An 18,679-nucleotide genomic window follows, 5' to 3' on the forward strand; every position below is an offset into this window, starting at 1 on the left:
CTACACCATTCATTTGGTGTAGACTGTTTATTTTTGAAATGCAATTTGAAATTCTGTCCAATCGTTATCTGATCGACACATAATGGATCCATTATGTTTTTCCACAATTTGTTTACATACAAATAATCCAATACCAGTTCCTAACTTTTTAGTAGTTACAAATGGTTCAAAAATCGTTTCTACATTTTCAGCTGGAATCATTGGTCCATTATTTTTTATCACAATTCGAATAGCTTGATCTTCTTCAAATACATCAATGATAATTTTTCGTTCTTCTTTCATTGATTCAAGAGCATCAATTGAATTCATTAATATGTTTAAAAATACTTGTCTCACTTCACTCCGATAACCAACAAGCGGAATTGGATACGGTAAATTCTTTTCAATCAAAACATTCGCATTGACCAAACTCGGATATAAGAATTGTATAATGTCTTGAAACAAGTCATTAAGCCAAAACCGTTCCGATTCATTCCACATTTCTTTTTTTGATACGAGTAAAAATTGCGAAATACGAAAATTTAATTGATCTAATTCATGCGAAATAATATCTAAATACGATAAACTCGGATGATCTGCCTTTAATAATTTGACAAACCCCATAATGGAAGTAAGCGGATTACGAAATTCATGTACAAAACTAGCTGACATTTGTCCTAAAATCGTCAGTCTTTCTTTATGTGTTTCGTTAATATATTGCTGTTTTTCCTCTAAATTCTTCGATATAATTTCCGAGTATTTTAAAACGGTATAATAAATTAATTTGTCAAAACAAGTATGTATTTTTGCCATAATTGGTTTCAATTCACGAGCGCTAACATCTAATTCACACATCGCTTCGAAAAGTTCATTTCTTCCCACGTTTGCGTTATAAACAAAATCTCCAATATTCGCATCTGCTCCAGCACGTTCAATAGCAATTTTCTCACATAACGGTTGAAGATAATTTATATCTTTATCTTCCATAGTAAGTTCGATAATTAACTCTAGTAAATCCTCTCCATTTTGAACTACTTCTAGTTTAAATGGATCTTTTTCGGAAATTATCATTTTGTTTTTCCAGTTCTCTACGAATTGGTGCCTATTGTTTTTCAAGTGTGAACAAAATATTTCTTTAATATCCTTATCGATTGGAAAAACCTCCATTCCCTCCATTTCCATACGACGAATACCCTTTATATTTTGAATATTAACACAAAAAATACGATTCGTTAATAGATTTTTGTCACATTTTGTTAATTTCTGTTGATAAAATTATTTTTTCTTTCTTATTTAACTAATTGTATGCAAATCCCCTTTTTCCTTCACATATTTTCATTATTTCCGTAGTCAAAACGACTTTTTTTGCATCATTTTTAATTCTTGCGTACAATAGAAAATGAAAGGTGTGAAAAATATGGTAAATAAAAATGTGGAAGATTATCTCCAAGAAGGCATTTACGGCCAAAAGCAAAACAAACCAGAAGAACGTAATATGTATTTAACTACATTACGTGAGCGTGTGGAAATCGCTTTAACGATCGGTCAAGTAATGCAAAGTAATGTATACTCTGAAGTGGCGGGTAGCATGCGCCCTTCTCAATCATTACAACTCCTCCTAAATGGTGGCATTGCTTACCCACATTTATCAAAATACATTAAATTAGCAAACGAAAAAAATGTTCCTTTTACAATTGTTCAGAATAAAGATACAAAAACACCAATCGGTTTAGTATTAACTCATGCTACTGCTGTAGATAAAGAACAAATTTATGTAGAAGATACTATTTTCAAACAAGAAATGAAGTAAAAGTTACACTTAATTAAATAGTTACTAGAAGCGTAAAAAACGAGTATGGAATCGTAAACATTTCCTACTCGTTTTTTAGTGCAAGTTTTAAGTTTTTCTACTTTATTTTTTAATACATACTAATTTCATTTCTGTCATTTCTTCTATTGCATATTTAATTCCTTCACGCCCCGTGCCACTTTCTTTCACGCCACCATAAGGCATATGATCTACTCTGAACGTTGGAATATCATTAATCATGACACCACCAACCTCTAGCTCATCAATTGCACGCATTGCTTTAAATAAATTATTTGTAAATACTCCTGCCTGTAAGCCGTAACGCGAATTATTTACTTGCTCAATCGCTTCATCAAATTCTTTAAATGTATTTACTGTCATGAGTGGACCGAATACTTCTTGGCACTGCACAGATACATGATTTGGAACATTTTTTAATACAGTCGGTTCAAAAATTCGTGCATCCCGCTTCTTACCACCGCATAAAACAGTTGCTCCTTCCTTAATTGCTTCTTGAACCCACATATCAATTCGCTCTACATCTCTTTTTGAAATTAAAGCTGATACATCCGTTTCCTCAAGCAGTGGATCACCAACAACAACTGATTCCATCGCTTTCTTTAGCTTCGAAAGAAATTCATGCATTTTCGTTTCATGTACAAAAACACGTTGTACTGAAATACAAACTTGCCCATTATTAACAAATGCTCCCCATTTTACACGTTCAATTATTTCATCTGTTAACTCTACATCTTCATCAATGATAACAGCAGCATTTGAGCCTAGTTCTAACGTAACTCGTTTTAGCCCAGCCTTTTGTTTTATTCCGATTCCAACTTTTGGACTTCCGGTAAAAGTAATAGAAGCAACGTAATCATTTTTGACGATTGCCTCACCAACCGTGGAGCCAGGACCAGAAATGATATTTAAAGCTCCATTTGGCAATCCTGCCTCTTCAAATAACTCAACTAATGCATAAGATGATAATGGCGTTTGATCAGCTGGCTTTAATACAACTGTATTTCCGGCAGCGATTGCTGGTCCAACTTTATGCGCTACTAAATTTAATGGGAAATTAAATGGTGTAATAGCCCCTATAACCCCAATCGGCTTTCGGATTGTATATGCAATACGCCCATCTGCACCAGGTGCGGCGTCTAATGGCAATGTCTCACCATATATACGCTTCGCTTCTTCAGCTGCAAATTTGTATGTTTGAACAGTACGATCTACTTCTCCCCTTGCAGCACGTATTGGTTTTGCAGCTTCTTTTGCAATAATCTCTGCAAATTCTTCTCTTCTTTCATCCATTTTTTGTGCAACTTTCTCTAAAATAGTCGCACGATCATATGCAGATAATGTATTCATTTTTGTCATTGCATTTTTTGCAGCGGTAACAGCCTCTTTTACATCTTCTTCCGTGCCTTGTGCAATTTCCGCTAATGTTTCTTCAGAATATGGTGCATATAATGGTTTATACGTGTTTACAGATTTCCAATCTCCATTTATATATAAATGCTTTTTCATACTTCTTCTCCTTCCAAATATATGTATACAACAATACTTCACCTAGTGAAAGGTTTGACTTATGTCATTGTATCATAGCCCTTATCCCTCAAAAAACATTATGCTCAAAAAAACTCTGCTATATAGCAGAGTTTACGAGCTAATTTGCTCTTGTAACGAAATTTGTTTTTCATCTTCTAAAATAACAATCGATTCTACTATCTTTGTAACTTCTAATCTTTTTATATAATGTCCATCTAATTCTTTCACACAAAACTTATAATTTTCAATTTCAATGGAATCCTCTTCAGCAATCTCTATATTCTTCGTTAAAATCCAACCACCGATTGTATCAACACCATCATCATCAATCCCTAAACCAAATAACATATTCACTTCACTAACAAGTACTTTTCCCTCTAGTATCGTCTTCGTTTCACTAACCTTTTGAATTTCTGGCTGCTCATCCGTATCAAACTCATCCTGAATATCTCCAACAATTTCTTCCAGAATATCTTCAACAGTAACAAGTCCAGATGTTCCACCATATTCATCTATCAATATAGCAATATGCGTTCTTTCTTTTTGCATTTTTAAAAACAAATCATGAATTGGAATAGAATCGATAACTAAAATAATTGGTCTCATATATTGCTCTACTGTCTTCTTATTAACAGCTTTATGTTGTACAAATTCAGTAAAAATATCTTTAAAATTCACAAAACCTATTACGTGGTCTTTGTCGCCATCAACAACTGGATACCTTGTATATTTTTCACGAGACATTTTTTGCAAAGCTTCTTCAGCAAGCATCTCTTTACTTATAATATTCATTTCAGTTCGAGGTACCATTATTTCTTTTGCAATGCGATCATCAAATTCAAAAATTTTATTCACATATTTATATTCAGATTGATTAATCTCACCATTTTTATAACTTTCTGAAACTAACAACCGTAATTCTTCTTCTGAATGAACCTCATCATGTCCCTTCGGCGGTTTCAGCCCTAGCAGCTTCGTAATGATTCGAGCTGAACCATTTAATAGCCAAATGAATGGGAATGCAATACGATAAAAGAAAATTAACGGCTTAGAAACAAGTAAACTCACTTGTTCAGATTTTTGAATTGCAAATGTTTTTGGGGCCAATTCACCTATTACAACATGTAAAAAAGTAATTAACAAAAACACTAAAATTACAGCAAAAATGTCTGCTAGTTGAGTAGAGATATTCCAATTTGCAAAAAGCGTATCAAACATTTGCTTTAACGCAGGTTTACCAAACCACCCAATTCCTAAAGCTGTAACAGTAATTCCCAGCTGACAAGCAGATAAATATTCGTCTAAGTTTGTAATGACTGTTTTGACCGATGTTGCACGATTATTTCCTTCTGCAATTAAATAGTCAATTCGTGAACTTCTCACTTTAACAATTGCAAATTCTGCTGCAACGAAAAATGCCGTTAAAGCAATTAAAACAATCACTATACTTATACTATATATGTCCAAATACTTTTCCTTACTTACTTTGTAAGCAAGGAAGCCACCTCCTACTTAATTTTATTCAAGTGAAGTAAGCATTCTAATACTCTAACAAAATTCTACATTAGCAACCACCTTTTTATATATTATATGCATACATAAAAAAGATATTTATCATTATGATAATCTAATTCATTTACACTCGTCAAATTATTCTAAATGTTACGATAAAACATTTTTATTTAAACGAACTATTCTTCTCAACTCAATTTCGTGAAAAAACACTTTCTTTGCCGATTCCACACTTCTTTTGTCGCACTAGAAGGGAACTTACTTCATAGCTCGAAATCATTCAACAGGATATATATAGGAGGGATTATTTTGGAATATAAAACACCATTTATCGCAAAGAAATTAGGTGTTAGCCCAAAGGCTGTTGTCCGGATCGCACAACAATTAAATCTTACGATAGAGAAAAACAAATATGGCCACTTTATTTTCACACAAGAGGATGTCGATCAAATGTTAGAACACCATCGATTTCAAATAGAGCAATCTCAAAATTCTCAATCTACTCAAAAGGCTTCCTCAAATGAAGTTGAGGAATTAAAAACTCAAGTTAATACAATTGTTCAAAACATATTACCCAATGATTTTGAGCAATTAGCTGATCAATTAAACACTATTACGAGAAGACTTGATCGAATGGAAGAACAAATGCAAGATAAGGCAAATGATGTCGTCACGTACCAACTTTTACAACACCGTCGTGAAATGGAGGAAATGTTAGAGCGAATTCAAAAGTTAGAAGCTGCCCTAACGAAAGAAGAACCCATTTATATTACTCCTGATTCAAAACCAACATATGAACGAGAAAAGAAACCGAAGCGCCGCAAAATGATTTTTAGTATATTTGGATTATAATTTTTAGACCCTTATTAAAATAATAAGGGTCTTTTTTAATGAAGAGTTATATCCTATACAAATATTATTCTCTTTATTATACATATTCACTTCGCTTTATTTCGTTAACATAATATTTTTACTGTATTCTGCAATTAATGCCTGTGCATGAGCATTCCCTTGAATCACATCACGAAATTCTTTTAAAGAATACAAATGCGTAACCCCTTTTCGAGCATGAATTCTTACTGGTACACCTTGTAAAGTATCATGAAACTGAAATGGATTATCTATTGGCTCAATTGGAAAACCAAGTGTAAGTAAATACATATACATTCTTTTTGTTACTGCTGCAATGTACCATTCAGCTTTTGTTTCTAACGCATGTATAAATAAAATAGCTGTTAGCCTTTTGAAATGTCCTCTCCCACGAGACGTTTTCGAAATACTTAACTTGCCTATTTCATATACATTCTTCAAATCTTTTACTAAATCATTTTTAGAAAACGGATAGAAAAACTCAGAATTTGATTGTTCAGGTACCGTATACTTAATACATTCCACTGTACCAATAGGATGTTCATCTTCTATTAATAAAAATCGTGATGGATTTAAATTACGTTCTACGAACATTAAGTTTCTTTCTTCACAAAAATCTCCCCATAGTTGCTCGAACCCAAAATGTTCTTCCTTTGTTTGAACACGCTGGAACATATTTAACCGCCTTTCCCATCGTCGCTCTGTTTTTGATAACGCTTTCACTATCTATCATATAAGAACAAATCTTCGTATGCAACTAAAAATATTTATGACTTATTATATTCTGCAAAATGAATTAGATTCCAATTTAATCGACTTTTATCCCGCGCTCACATTCCTTTTAATAACACATTTGTATCACTTTTCAAATCTAAATTACATTATGTTTCTTTCCATACAGCATATAATTCTTCTTAATCTAAAGAAATCCTTTATGAAAAAGGATTTCTTTTACTTCTTAATGCTTTTTAACCATTTTTCAAAAATTTGTACCATCCCATGTTTTCCAGCTAATTTCTCTTCCCCTTGTTTCGTCTTATATGGATATAACTGCAAGAAAACACCGCATCCAGACTCAATTTTTTTACTATGCATATGGCTTCCTGGATATACACAAATGACTTCATAAATTGACCTTCGATAATAGACTCGCTTTCCATCCTGTTCTTCTACATACTTTATAGACCAGTACTTATACATTTGCTCAGTTGCTTTCGTATTTCCGACGTGCTGAAAAATATTGTACATTGGACTATACTTCACTTCAATAATAATAGAAGATTTATATACGTATTTCCCATCTTCTTTTACATAACAGTCTAAGCGAATATCTGGCTTCTTCGTATCCTCACCATTGTAAAAATTACTACCTTTACTTAATGCAATAAGAGGATGTGTTTCAATTAAGTCATTAAATGCAACATGCACCTTTATATCATCTCGTTCTAAAACTACTGTCGTTCCATCTTGTAATCCATCTACATAAAAATGTTCTTGTATTTGTTCACGGATAGAGTTTCTAGCTTCAAAACCAATTTGCTCTAAAATTGAAATAACGATAAAAAAAGCGTAATATTCATACACTAAAAACGTTGGCTTATAAACAAATAATAACGATGGAGATTGATCCGTATATTGCGGGAGTACTTCTAAATGATGTAGTAATTGTTGATGTGGTATCGGTAAATCATGTAAGTTCATGTTACTTGTTTCAGTAACTTCCCTCCAAAACGAAGAATGCATTAACATTTGAAAGTATTGTACATTTTCATGCACAATATGCGCCAATATTTTATATTCTTGTATTTTCATTGAGCTCTTTCGTAAATCGGCTTCTTTTAGTAAATGTATATTTTTATATTTTTGCTTCTCTCTATCAGTTACCGATCCATTACGCTCAATTGTTTGTATAATCGTTTTTACGGCTTGAAACTCTTCTGATTTTTTCTTTTTTTCTCTTTCTAAGATTTCAATTGTTTGACGTAAAAAACTTTTTGCTTCAATTAAATAATGATAAAATTGCATCGCTTTATATTTAAGAAATGCATTTTCCTTACTATTTTTTTGTTCCATAAACTTACGATTATAATATTTGGCATAAGGTTTTCGTTCTGCTACTATAGTTCCTTTTCTTGTTGGCCTTCGCTCTTTTCCTTCCCATTTATATTCATTTATAAATTTTGAGCTTGATTCTATTTTCTTAAAGATTTGCTTTATCATTTTCATTTTTTGGGGTAACTTTCTAAGTAACACTAAATAAGAAGAATCCTCAATATCGCTAAGTGCAGAGAAGGTCTTTTTATAGTAACCTCTATCCAAAATCAACTCATTTAAAATTGACTTCACATAGTCTTGAATCATTTCAAATTGATCATCAAAAAAGTTTTTCGGTACGATTTGAAATGCGCCATAATACGTTGTATCTTCTATACGCACTTCAAAATGGTATAAACCACAGCGCCATGGATAAAAGAATTCTGTTTTCCCATGTTCATATATTAATACTCTTTGTTTTTTTTCATTTATTTCATATTGAGCCTCTTTTATATTTTTCTGTCCCTCATATACTTTATTCCATATAAAAGTAATATTCATTGGAATTTCATAATTGTACTGCAATCTTATTGGTTTTAATTCTTGTACTTTATAAATACATTGAACTAATGCTGTAGTAGATGTACAAAGACGATTTAATAAAATATAATCTCCTTTCCCCTCATTTCCAATGATTAACTTTAATACAAAAGGGAGCGTTTCATTCGTATCAACGATTTTTGTTTCGTAACGCCCTTCATTTTGCATATCCATACAGCTCCAGTTCTCTACGTTTTTCTCGTATATATGCTAAAGAGTGTTCAAATGTAGATACTCTGTTTGCAAGTGCAGATTGCAAAAGAGGTACTAAGGTCGCCCCCCTTTTTGCTTCTTCAGAAAGTAAAGGCCCAACCATCATTTCGGTCCCTCTGATTTTCGTCAATACACGCTGCTTTATTTGTAAATCAAACCCCTCTTCTCTACTGATCATATAGGTATGGTTATTTTGGAACGGTATGTTTTGCAAATAAGTCGCAATTGCATTTGCACATCGGAAAGAAATTCCCTTAGACGCGTCATGTGATGACAATACGACATGCAACTTATCTAATAGCTCTAATTCTTCTTCAGAAAACACTTCAATCATCGCTTTATTTCTCATCCAATTTATCCGAAATTCTCCCGCTGTTACTTTCAAAGGTGGATGTAATACGACTTTCCCCTGTTCCATGTCCATCTCACAAAACGGAATTTTCTGTAACGTTATTAGGTTCGTTCGATCTAATAATCGATCAGAGAGCTCTTTTGTTGTTTCATCAAAATTCACAGTACCTACAAATATAATATTTTCTCCAATTTCAATTGTTGATGGAATTGAATTCTCTATATCCTGTACACCCTCATACAAGTTTAAAATACGATTTTTTGTTTCAAGTTCAAGAACAGATAGAAACGGAGTAAACCAATGCTCAATATGAGACATGTTCATTTCATCAAAAACGATTATATACAGTTGATTTGGATTTTCTTTCGCCTTCATTAACGTCCTAACTAACTTCGTTTCACTTTCAATAAAAGTACCATTTGGATGAAGGTAACCAAGTAAATCATGTGGTTCTTGATACGATGGCGAAATCGGAATCCAAACCAACTCTTCCCCATACTGTAACCCTAATGCTTCTGCATAAGTTTGCACAAACCGTGATTTCCCAACGCCCGGTATACCACCAAGAATCGTTAACATATTTGTTTTTACACTTATATGGAAATTATAAATATCCGTTTCATCCAAATATAACCCTTTATTATGCACCATACTTTGTACATACTGTAAAAAAGACGATTCACGCTCATCCCATTCCCATTCATCTTTTTGTACTTTTATATCCTCTACTTCAACTAGCTTACCTTCTTCATGCATTCGTTTTTTTAATTGCTCATACACATAATCACTTACAAAATATAATTGATCTTCTACCGCTATTTCTACATACTTCGTCCAGTCACTGCAGTTTATATATTTACACTCACGTTTCTGTTCAAAATAGGCGATTGAGCTAATTGATGACTTTAGGGATATGTTTCCGTAAAGTCTTCCATCGTGCCACAATAATTCGGGAGGCTCAAAGTCTTTCGGAAATTTTGGCATAAGAAATGATAAATAACCGTTGCTAAGTTTTCGTTCTAAAGATTCTCTTTTTTTATTATTTGTAACTTTAGGTGCCGGAATCATTTTATAGCTGCTTGCTATTTCTTTCGGTTCTTCTGTACATATTAACTCCACGTATACATTTCCTCTTTCATAATAAAGACGAAACATTACTAGTTGCTTTTCTAATTTCCTCTTCTTTAATTCCGAAAAGATTTTTTCATTCTTTTTATTGCTACATAACCCTTCAAATACATATGGTTCATTTGTAAATTGTTCCTGTAAAGTGAATGGTATTGGCGATAAGCATTGTACAAAGAAATTCTCTCCACTCTTCTCTTTCTCAGCTTTTGTAAATTTCCCTAAAAATCTCATATAGTACATTCGTTTTATAAAACTTGGCTGAAGAGCTTTATGTAATTTCACCTTAGTCACCTTCTTTTTTCATACTATTCTTAGTGTATGAAAGAAACGAAAAACTAGAAATAAAAAACCTGACGTTATCCGCCAGGTTCAAAATAAAAACTTATATTAATGAGAAGGAAATGCTTTTTTCTCCTGTAAAATTGCATTATGAGCAATTTTCATTTTCGCAAGTACGTAACGTAATCGATCTTCAGCGTTTTCATCTTTACTTATTTGTAATTCCGCCAAATTTTCAACAGAACTTGCTAAATTTTCAATGACTCCTCTTAGTTCAGGATGATGATTAAAAAAAGATTCTTGCACTAATACTTTCCTTAACTCACTAGCTAAATCAATTATTCTAGACAACTGTTCTTTTTCTTCCATTCTCATCCCTCCTGAATATCTTATGTAGTAAATATTCTCTAAACAAAGAAAAAAGCCCTTTAAATGAAAAGGACTTTTTACATTTTTATATTTCCAGTTAATAACATATATATGGATGTGATAGCCGCAACAATAATTGCCCACATCACATACTTCTCTACACCTACAAAGCAACGGTTCCCTTGTTCTTTTCTTGCAAATGTGTAAACAATAATTCCAATTCCATACACAATTGAAACGAGTAGTAAATTCTTTAAACCAGCTGCATAAAGAAGCCATACAGAGTAAATAGAAGCAATTAAAGCTAACGCTCCGTTTTTTAATTTAGCGTCTTTTAGCTCGTTTGTAATGACTAATTTAAATTGGAATAACGCTGATAATAAATATGGTAATAAAATTGATGTTGAGGCAATGAAATACATAATTTGATATGTTGATTCCGAAAACAAAACGATGATAAATATAGTTTGGGCAACACCATTTGAAATCCATAATGCCATGTGCGGTGTTTGCTTTTTATTTGTTTTCGTAAAGACTTTCGGAAATACGCCATCTTTTCCTGCCACATGAGAAATTTCAGAAACAAGTAAAAACCAACCAATTAATGTACCGACAAGTGAAGCAACTAATCCGATGTTAATCGCAACTGCACCCCATGGACCAACAACGTGCTCTAATACATGCCCCATTGAAGGGGTTTCTAACACAGAAAGTTCGCCTCTTGTCATAGCTCCCATTGACAGGACAGAAATTAAAATATAAATGGACATTACTAAAATAAGTCCCAATACTGTTGCCTTTCCAACATCTCGACTATTCTTCGCTCTTCCAGATAATACAACTGCTCCTTCAACTCCAATGAAAACCCAAAGTGTTACAAGCATTGTATTTTTCACTTGACCAAGTATAGCGGAAAGTGAGATCGTTCCTTCTCCCCAAAAATCATGTGTAAATGTGTCCCAGCGAAAGGCTGTTACCATTACAACAATAAATAAAACGATTGGAACTAACTTCCCTATTGTTGCGATCACATTCATAATAGAAGCTTCACGGATTCCAAATAAAATTAAAAAATGAAGTGTCCATAATAAAAGTGATGCCCCAACGATAGACGCAACATTATTTCCTCCTTTGAAAATTGGAAAGAAATAACCTAATGTACTAAACAGTAACATAATTGTTGCGACATTACCTAAGATTCCTGCTAGCCAATATCCCCAAGCACTATTAAATCCAATATATTCACCAAAACCAGCACGTGCATAACTATAAATTCCACCTTCAAGTTCCGGTTTTTGTCTTGCTAACGTTTGATATACGAGCGCAAGGGGAATCATTCCCATCGCTGTAATACACCAGCCAATTATTATTGCACCACTGTTTGCTCCTACTGCTAAATCATGCGGTAAACTAAAAACACCGCCACCAACCATTGTTCCAACTACTAATGCGATTAATGGAAAAAATCCTAACTTCTTTTCTATTTGTACCACCCCATCTGTCATTCTAGGTGTTATGTTCGTTCAACTATTAAAGTCACCTTTTTCTCTAATAGACGTTTCTCTTATATTTTTTCAGGAAAACATTACTTATTCTAAAAGAAAATGAGCAAAAATGGAATACTTTTTTGAAAAAATGTATAAGTATGCACAAAAAAACCGCTCATTTTGTAATGAACGGTCATTTCAAACATATAAATTTGTATATTTCTTGTAAATTTAACGAAGTAAATTCTCTTTTTGTAAAAATTGTTTTGCGACTTCTTCACTACTTTTACCATTTACGTTAACTTCATAATTCATTTTTCGCATTTCTTCATCTGTAATCTTTCCAGATAATTTATTTAATACCTTTTCAAGTTCAGGATATTTCTGTAACGTTTCTTTTCTTAATAATGGTGCTCCTTGATAAGGTGGGAATAACCCTTTATCATCTTTTAGCACTTTCAGTCCGTATTGCTCCAATTCACTATCTGTTGAATATGCATCAATTACGTTAACATCTCCAGATTCAATTGCGCTATAACGCAGCTTCGGCTCCATCGTTTTAACATTCGAGAACTTATAGTTATATAATTTTTGCATTCCTTTATAACCATCTTCACGATCAGCAAATTCCAATGTAAATCCTACTTTGGCTTCCTGCGCAACATTCCCTAAATCAGAAATTGTATTTATATTCTTTTGATCTGCTATTTTTTTCGGCATGGCTAGTGCATATGTATTGTTATACTCCATTGGCTTCAACATAATCATATTATATTTCTTTTCCATTCCAACGCGAGCCTGCTCATATACTTCATCACGATTTGTACTCTTTGGTTCTTCTTTCACGAAAGTAGATAAAGCTGTTCCTGAAAATTCTGGGTATATATCTACTTCCCCTGATTTCAACGCTTCAAATACAAATGCTGTTTTCCCAAGACCTGGTTTTAATTGTACGTGTAAATCTGTATCTTGTTCAATAAGCTGCTTATACATTTGAATTAAAATTTCAGGTTCTGATCCAAGTTTGCCCGCAATAACAATATCTTTCTTTTCGGTACTCCAAAGAAATGGAGAAGCAATCATTATACAAACAATACATATCGTCAATATAACACGCTTAGAAGAGCGTTTCGGTCGTTCAAGTATGCGAAGTACTATATCAAAGAATAAAGCGAGTAACGCGGCTGGTACGGCCCCTAAAATGATAAGTGCATGATCATTTCGATCTATACCTAATAATATAAGCTTACCGAGCCCACCAGCACCAATGAGAGCTGCTAATGTAGCCGTTCCAACAATTAATACCATCGCTGTACGAATACCGGCCATAATAATAGGCAATGCAAGAGGAAGTTCTACCTTCCACAATCTTTTCCAACTATTCATCCCCATAGCTTTCGCGGCTTCTATTAGAGATTCATCTAATTCCCTTATTCCTGTATATGTATTTCGTAAAATAGGTAATAGTGCATACACAACTAATGCGATAATCGCTGGAAGTTTTCCGATTCCTACTAACGGAATTAAGAGTCCAAGCAATGCAAGTGATGGCACTGTCTGCATTACTGCAGAAGTTCCTATTATAAATTCAGCCATTCGTTCTTTTCTTGTTAATAAGATGCCAAGTGGCACTGCTATAATTACTGCAAAAAATAATGAAATAAGCGATATTTGTAAATGCTCACTTAATGCAGTTAGTAATTCTATTTTTCGTTCTTGGAACGTTTGTATAAAATTAGTCACTGTTTAGCCTCTTTCCTTCATTTGTTCAACAATGTAATTGACAATATGACGACTTGTTAACGCTCCAATATATTGACCGTTTTCTTCAACTGGAACGACCTCTTCATCACGCACACGAACTAGTGCTTCTTGTAAGGAAGAATGTAATGATAGCGCCTGCCCTTCTAATTGCACACTTTGATCAAGTGGCAATACATCTGCTACACTTTTCCCCTCATACCAAGTTCGCCCATGATTTCCAATGAACTCCTCTACAAATTCATTTTTCGGATTATGTATAATTCCTTCTGGTGTATCTAGTTGAACAACTTTTCCTTCTTTCATAATACAAATGCGATCTCCAAGTGATAATGCTTCTTGCATATCATGTGTTACGAACACGATTGTTTTTTGAATCTTTTTTTGCAACTGTACAATATCCTTCTGAAGCTGTTCCCTACTTAATGGATCTAACGCACTAAATGGTTCATCCATAAGAACGATTTTCGGGTTTGCGGCTAATGCTCGCACGACACCGACACGTTGTTTTTGTCCTCCTGACAATTCATCAGGCATACGATCTCGATATATATCCGGCTCTAATCCAACCATATGTAACAAGTCATCGACGCGTGCTTTAATTTCTTTTTTGCTCCATTGCCTCATTTCAGGAACAACTGCAATATTTTCAGCGATTGTCATATGAGGAAACAAAGCAATCTGTTGCAACACGTATCCTATATCCCAACGTAATTCGTTTATATTATATTGTTGAATATCTTTTCCATCGATTAAAATCGATCCTTCAGTCGTTTCGATTAAACGATTAATCATCTTCATTGTCGTGGTTTTCCCGCAACCACTCGGACCGATAAGAACAAAAAATTCTCCCTTTTTAATTTCTAAATGCAATGAATCCACCGCTTTCGTGCCATCTTCATACGATTTTGACACATGATTAAATTGAATCACAAATACAACTCCTTTACTGTTGTTTCCTTTATTTTGATGGAATATGGCATTCATTTCAAATGATACGCTTTTAAATTAAAAAAGAGCTCACATTTGAGCTCTAACGGTCGAACAATATTGTTTTCATAATAGCAGCATATTCGCGAACATACATTTTTCTCTTAGAACGAATTGGTGTTTCAGCAGCTAGTGCCTCCATCTTCATGCCTAAACGCTTTGCAATTATTTTCGTTCGATATAAATGATACGTATTACTTACAACTACCGCATGTTTCACATTATATAAATCCATACTAAACTTTAAGTTTTCATACGTATTTGTAGATTGATCTTCTATTAAAATACGACTCTCATCTATACCGTGTACCATTAAATAGTTTCTCATGCTGTGAGCTTCCGGTATATCTTCATCTTCTCCTTGACCACCTGAAACAATTACTTTCGCTTCAGGATGGGAAAATAAATACTCCAACGCTACATCCAAACGATTTTGAAGAGATAAAGACGGTCTATCTCCAAATAACTTTGCACCCAGTATAAGAACGTACGGAGAGTGATAGCTCAACTTTTCACGAGCAACTTTGTTCATTCTAAACGTCATATAAATGATGTATAGTGGCGGTAATAATAAAATGATAAGAAAGATCCATTTGTTCATAAATAAGTTTGCACTCCCTTTCTTTTTATTATACAGAAAAAGAAAGGGCGGCAGAAGTGTTTTTTAAACGATTGATTTATTAGAAACATTCGCCGCTACTTTACGTTGTGATAGTACATAATAAATAGCGATTCCTAATGAGAAGATCAATATGCAGCTTAATACGTAAAACGGAAGCATTACTCCGGCTTTAGATACACCCGCTGTAAACAGCATTAATAATACAATTCGTATTCCAGTACCAATTAGGCGAAATAAGCTGTCTACACGTCCCATTACTTCGTTTGGAATTTCCTCCATCATCAATACATTTCTCGCCACTCTTGTACCCGCATTTCCAACTGCTTGAAAAATTGCAAGTCCATATAAGAAAATTACGGAAGGTTCAATAATCATTGCGGTAATTGAAATTACATAAATGAACATCGTCATAACGATTGAAACTTCTGTTTTTACATATTTCATTATGAGTGGAATACAGATTCCTGCGACAACCGCTCCGACACCGTACATCATCCCCTCTATTGCGTATACAGAGGCATTGGCTTTAAGTATATCCGAAATATAAACTGGTATTAAATAATTTGCCATCATAACACCTATAAACGGCATATAAGTGGTCAGTAAGAACCAAAAGAGCTTAGGACGTTTTTTCATAAAGTGAATTCCTTCAAACAATTGCTTCTTAAATGTTATTTTTCTTTTCACTTCTTTTTTCTTTACGTACGGTATACATAAGAAAAGAAAAAATGCTCCAGCAAAAGTTAACATGTCTACTAACAAAATCCACTTCAAAGATACAATTTCAATTAAGAAGCTCGCGGCCGCTCCAGAAATAACTTGTGTTAACTGTCCTTGTATTTCCATCGTTCCACTTAAACTTTTATAATGTTCTGCTTGAAATATCTCTTGGTTGAACGCAAATATTGTAGGATAAAATAATAAATAGTAGAATGATCCGGCTATATAAATAAGAATATAGTGAATAGAATGATAAGGTTGCCCAGCAAATCCCCATATAACCATTATTCCGATTACGGCTATTCCGATTCCTTCGTTACATAGCAATAAAGATTTTCTTGAAAAACGATCAATACTTTGCCCAATGAATGGTGTTAATAAAAACATAATGAGGGTTGCAATGATAGAAACATAACCAAATGTTGTCTCTCCTCCACTCTCTTTAATTAACAGCCAAGGAATCGTTATCATAACAATTCCGGAACCAATAGCAGATAGACTATTGGCTCCTAGAATGTAATACAAGCGAGAATCATGATAAAGTGAGGACATATCATTCCACTCCTAGTTGTTTTTTCACCTCTTTATATACGCTCATATATGCTTTCAATTCTTTAACTACATCATGAATTAATGGTTTTGCATCTTCCCCAAGTTCACCATCTTGCACATGTAATCCATCAAGCACAACTTGTTTTGGAATTGCATTTGCATAAACACCTCTAGCGACCGTTCGCATGCTGTTTAATGCATTTATTCCACCTTTACCGCCACCAGCAACCGCTAACAACGCAACTGGTTTATGAATAAATTCACTACTACTTAAGTAATCTAAAGAGTTTTTCAGCGCACCGCTCATCGCATTATGATATTCTGGTGTACATAATACAACCCCATCCGCAGCTTTCACTAACGTTTTTAATTTTTTTACTGCCTCTAAATCACGTTGCGACTCTTCTCCATTGTATAAAGGTAACTCCTCAATTGCTAAATCATATAATTCCCCTTCAAATTGATCCGCAATATATTTTGCCACCACGCGAGTTCTACCAAATTTTCTTGGTGTACCGTTAATAACGACTAGTTTCATGATTATTTCTCCCCTTTGTTTTCAAGTTCTACTTATATATTATCAGAAATTTCTATACAAAACACAATATAAAGAGTTAACTTGTTTCATAAAATAGTATGATAAACAAAAAAGAACTCATACTTTCGTATGAGTTTCGTACAATTACTTTGATTCATCTCTCATGCTCAATGTACCTAAACTTTCATTTGCTTCAAAATGATTATATGCTTTTTCCGCTAATCTTTTCCGTTCTTCTGGTAATTCTATATATTTCATTACGTTTTCAATTATTTTTTCGTACGGAGTAAATACAATTCCTGGCCACTCTACCTCATCTTCTGGATTACTATTTTCGGAAATAATAAATTTCTTATTCGCAACTGCATAAGACACGCGAGGTGTTTCAAGAATTCCTGATAAGTAAAAATGAATATTTAATATAATTTTAGCTCTAGCAATCAATTCATTTCTAACAATTCCCCACGCATTATTTTTAAAAACTATATTTAAATTCGGGGCAATCGCTTTTAGATGATCAAAAATAGCTTGTCGCCTCGGATTAAGAGCACCTATAAACAGAATATCAATATCTTCAATAATCTCATCTTCAAACGCATCTTTTTTTATTTCCAAAGTTGGAGCATAGTTCATTTCTACATGTTTTATTTCTTTTCCTACCCCTTTTTGTTGAAGCCATTCTATATTTTGTTTACTATAATCCCAAATCACTCTATCTTTTAATAATATTAAATAAAGGGGATGCGCATATGGACTTCCTTCGTATAGCTGTTCTAAATTATAAATAATTGCATCTTTCGGAAGAAGATTCGGGTTATATGCGTATGTATGTGCTCCAAAAACAACTGTATTCTTTACATTTCCCAGTATTGTTTCTGATATAATTACTGTATTTCCCTCCTGCTCCAACCGCCACTTTAAAGCTCGCGCAACATCTATGAAACTACCGTATGTCTTTGGGCATATAAAAAGACAATAATCATATTCTTTATTCAAATAAACTTCCATTAATCTTAAATTATTTTTATATAAATCTACATCTGGATGTTTAAGTACCAACTCATTTGCATGTTTTCTTGCTACTTTATATAATCCAGCATAATAAGCAGCGATGCATCTTCTTAATTCGATTCTTTCCCGGTCCTCATCTAATACATCCATGTTTAAAAGAAGATTTGCGATACAATACGCTTTTAAATGATCACGATCATAATAATAGTCTAGTAGTGGCATCAATTCTTCATACGTATTTCCATGCACCGATTCTCCTAGTTCAATCGCCCATCGCATTAATTCCATGATTACTCCACTACTC

The 18,679-nt window shown here is 33.5% G+C and carries 16 protein-coding genes; 2 read left to right on the forward strand and 14 right to left on the reverse strand.

From position 1 onward, the window contains the following. Window positions 1-27: 27 nt before the first annotated feature. The gene (locus AB6801_RS01035; RefSeq protein WP_000425086.1) at window positions 28-1,161 is read right to left on the reverse strand and encodes a BA2291 family sporulation histidine kinase; all 1,134 of its coding nucleotides are present in this window, start codon (window positions 1,159-1,161) and stop codon (window positions 28-30) included. A 235-nt stretch (window positions 1,162-1,396) separates the two neighbouring features. Between AB6801_RS01035 and AB6801_RS01040 the strand changes: the two genes are divergently transcribed. After that, window positions 1,397-1,789 carry a YueI family protein gene (locus AB6801_RS01040; protein WP_000247557.1) on the forward strand — a complete coding sequence of 131 codons (393 nt, stop codon included), beginning with the start codon at window positions 1,397-1,399 and terminating at the stop codon, window positions 1,787-1,789. 102 nt (window positions 1,790-1,891) lie between these two features. On the opposite strand, the gene AB6801_RS01045 is transcribed toward AB6801_RS01040, so the two are convergent. Further along, entirely contained in the window at window positions 1,892-3,316 is a 1,425-nt protein-coding gene (locus AB6801_RS01045; RefSeq protein WP_000716458.1) for an aldehyde dehydrogenase family protein, read from the reverse strand. Window positions 3,317-3,448: 132 nt separating this feature from the next. After that, the gene (locus tag AB6801_RS01050) at window positions 3,449-4,804 is read right to left on the reverse strand and encodes a hemolysin family protein (RefSeq protein WP_097999211.1); all 1,356 of its coding nucleotides are present in this window, start codon (window positions 4,802-4,804) and stop codon (window positions 3,449-3,451) included. 354 nt (window positions 4,805-5,158) lie between these two features. On the opposite strand from AB6801_RS01050, the gene racA reads away from it, so the two are divergent. Beyond that, window positions 5,159-5,701 carry a chromosome-anchoring protein RacA gene (gene racA / locus AB6801_RS01055; RefSeq protein ID WP_000456021.1) on the forward strand — a complete coding sequence of 181 codons (543 nt, stop codon included), beginning with the start codon at window positions 5,159-5,161 and terminating at the stop codon, window positions 5,699-5,701. A gap of 96 nt (window positions 5,702-5,797) precedes the next feature. Here the strand turns inward: racA and AB6801_RS01060 are convergent, their stop codons facing one another. The 11 genes from AB6801_RS01060 to AB6801_RS01110 all read right to left on the reverse strand — a co-directional run bounded on the left by AB6801_RS01060 (window position 5,798) and on the right by AB6801_RS01110 (window position 18,663). Next, window positions 5,798-6,394 (reverse strand): hypothetical protein, encoded by a 597-nt coding sequence (locus AB6801_RS01060; RefSeq protein WP_000487795.1) that lies wholly within the window; start codon window positions 6,392-6,394, stop codon window positions 5,798-5,800. 276 nt (window positions 6,395-6,670) lie between these two features. After that, window positions 6,671-8,521, reverse strand: coding sequence for a hypothetical protein (locus tag AB6801_RS01065; RefSeq protein WP_097796408.1), 1,851 nt, complete (start codon window positions 8,519-8,521; stop codon window positions 6,671-6,673). Continuing rightward, window positions 8,511-10,328, reverse strand: coding sequence for an AAA family ATPase (locus AB6801_RS01070; protein WP_000766197.1), 1,818 nt, complete (start codon window positions 10,326-10,328; stop codon window positions 8,511-8,513). The genes AB6801_RS01065 and AB6801_RS01070 overlap by 11 nt, the downstream gene beginning before the upstream one ends. Before the next feature lie 105 nt (window positions 10,329-10,433). Continuing rightward, complete coding sequence (locus AB6801_RS01075; RefSeq protein ID WP_000391445.1) at window positions 10,434-10,694, reverse strand: hypothetical protein; 261 nt, start codon at window positions 10,692-10,694, stop codon at window positions 10,434-10,436. 77 nt (window positions 10,695-10,771) lie between these two features. Further along, a complete protein-coding gene (locus AB6801_RS01080) occupies window positions 10,772-12,199 on the reverse strand; it encodes a basic amino acid/polyamine antiporter (protein ID WP_000129449.1) in 1,428 nt (475 codons plus the stop codon). Window positions 12,200-12,412: 213 nt separating this feature from the next. Then, window positions 12,413-13,924: an ABC transporter permease/substrate-binding protein gene (locus tag AB6801_RS01085; RefSeq protein ID WP_097998211.1), complete on the reverse strand. Its 1,512-nt coding sequence runs from the start codon at window positions 13,922-13,924 to the stop codon at window positions 12,413-12,415. A 3-nt stretch (window positions 13,925-13,927) separates the two neighbouring features. Continuing rightward, entirely contained in the window at window positions 13,928-14,875 is a 948-nt protein-coding gene (locus tag AB6801_RS01090) for an ABC transporter ATP-binding protein (protein ID WP_000614082.1), read from the reverse strand. Window positions 14,876-14,975: 100 nt separating this feature from the next. Further along, window positions 14,976-15,533, reverse strand: coding sequence for a YdcF family protein (locus AB6801_RS01095; RefSeq protein WP_001045713.1), 558 nt, complete (start codon window positions 15,531-15,533; stop codon window positions 14,976-14,978). 63 nt (window positions 15,534-15,596) lie between these two features. After that, the gene (locus AB6801_RS01100; RefSeq protein WP_370941023.1) at window positions 15,597-16,826 is read right to left on the reverse strand and encodes an MFS transporter; all 1,230 of its coding nucleotides are present in this window, start codon (window positions 16,824-16,826) and stop codon (window positions 15,597-15,599) included. A gap of 1 nt (window position 16,827) precedes the next feature. Then, the gene (locus AB6801_RS01105) at window positions 16,828-17,364 is read right to left on the reverse strand and encodes an NADPH-dependent FMN reductase (protein ID WP_000780355.1); all 537 of its coding nucleotides are present in this window, start codon (window positions 17,362-17,364) and stop codon (window positions 16,828-16,830) included. Window positions 17,365-17,508: 144 nt separating this feature from the next. Beyond that, on the reverse strand, window positions 17,509-18,663 hold the full coding sequence (locus AB6801_RS01110) for a CgeB family protein (RefSeq protein ID WP_016117744.1): 1,155 nt from the start codon (window positions 18,661-18,663) through the stop codon (window positions 17,509-17,511). Window positions 18,664-18,679 lie beyond the last annotated feature (16 nt).

Origin of the sequence: Bacillus sp. RCC_6_1, assembly GCF_041360755.1 — a bacterium.
Taxonomy (GTDB): Bacteria; Bacillota; Bacilli; order Bacillales; family Bacillaceae_G; genus Bacillus_A; species Bacillus_A cereus.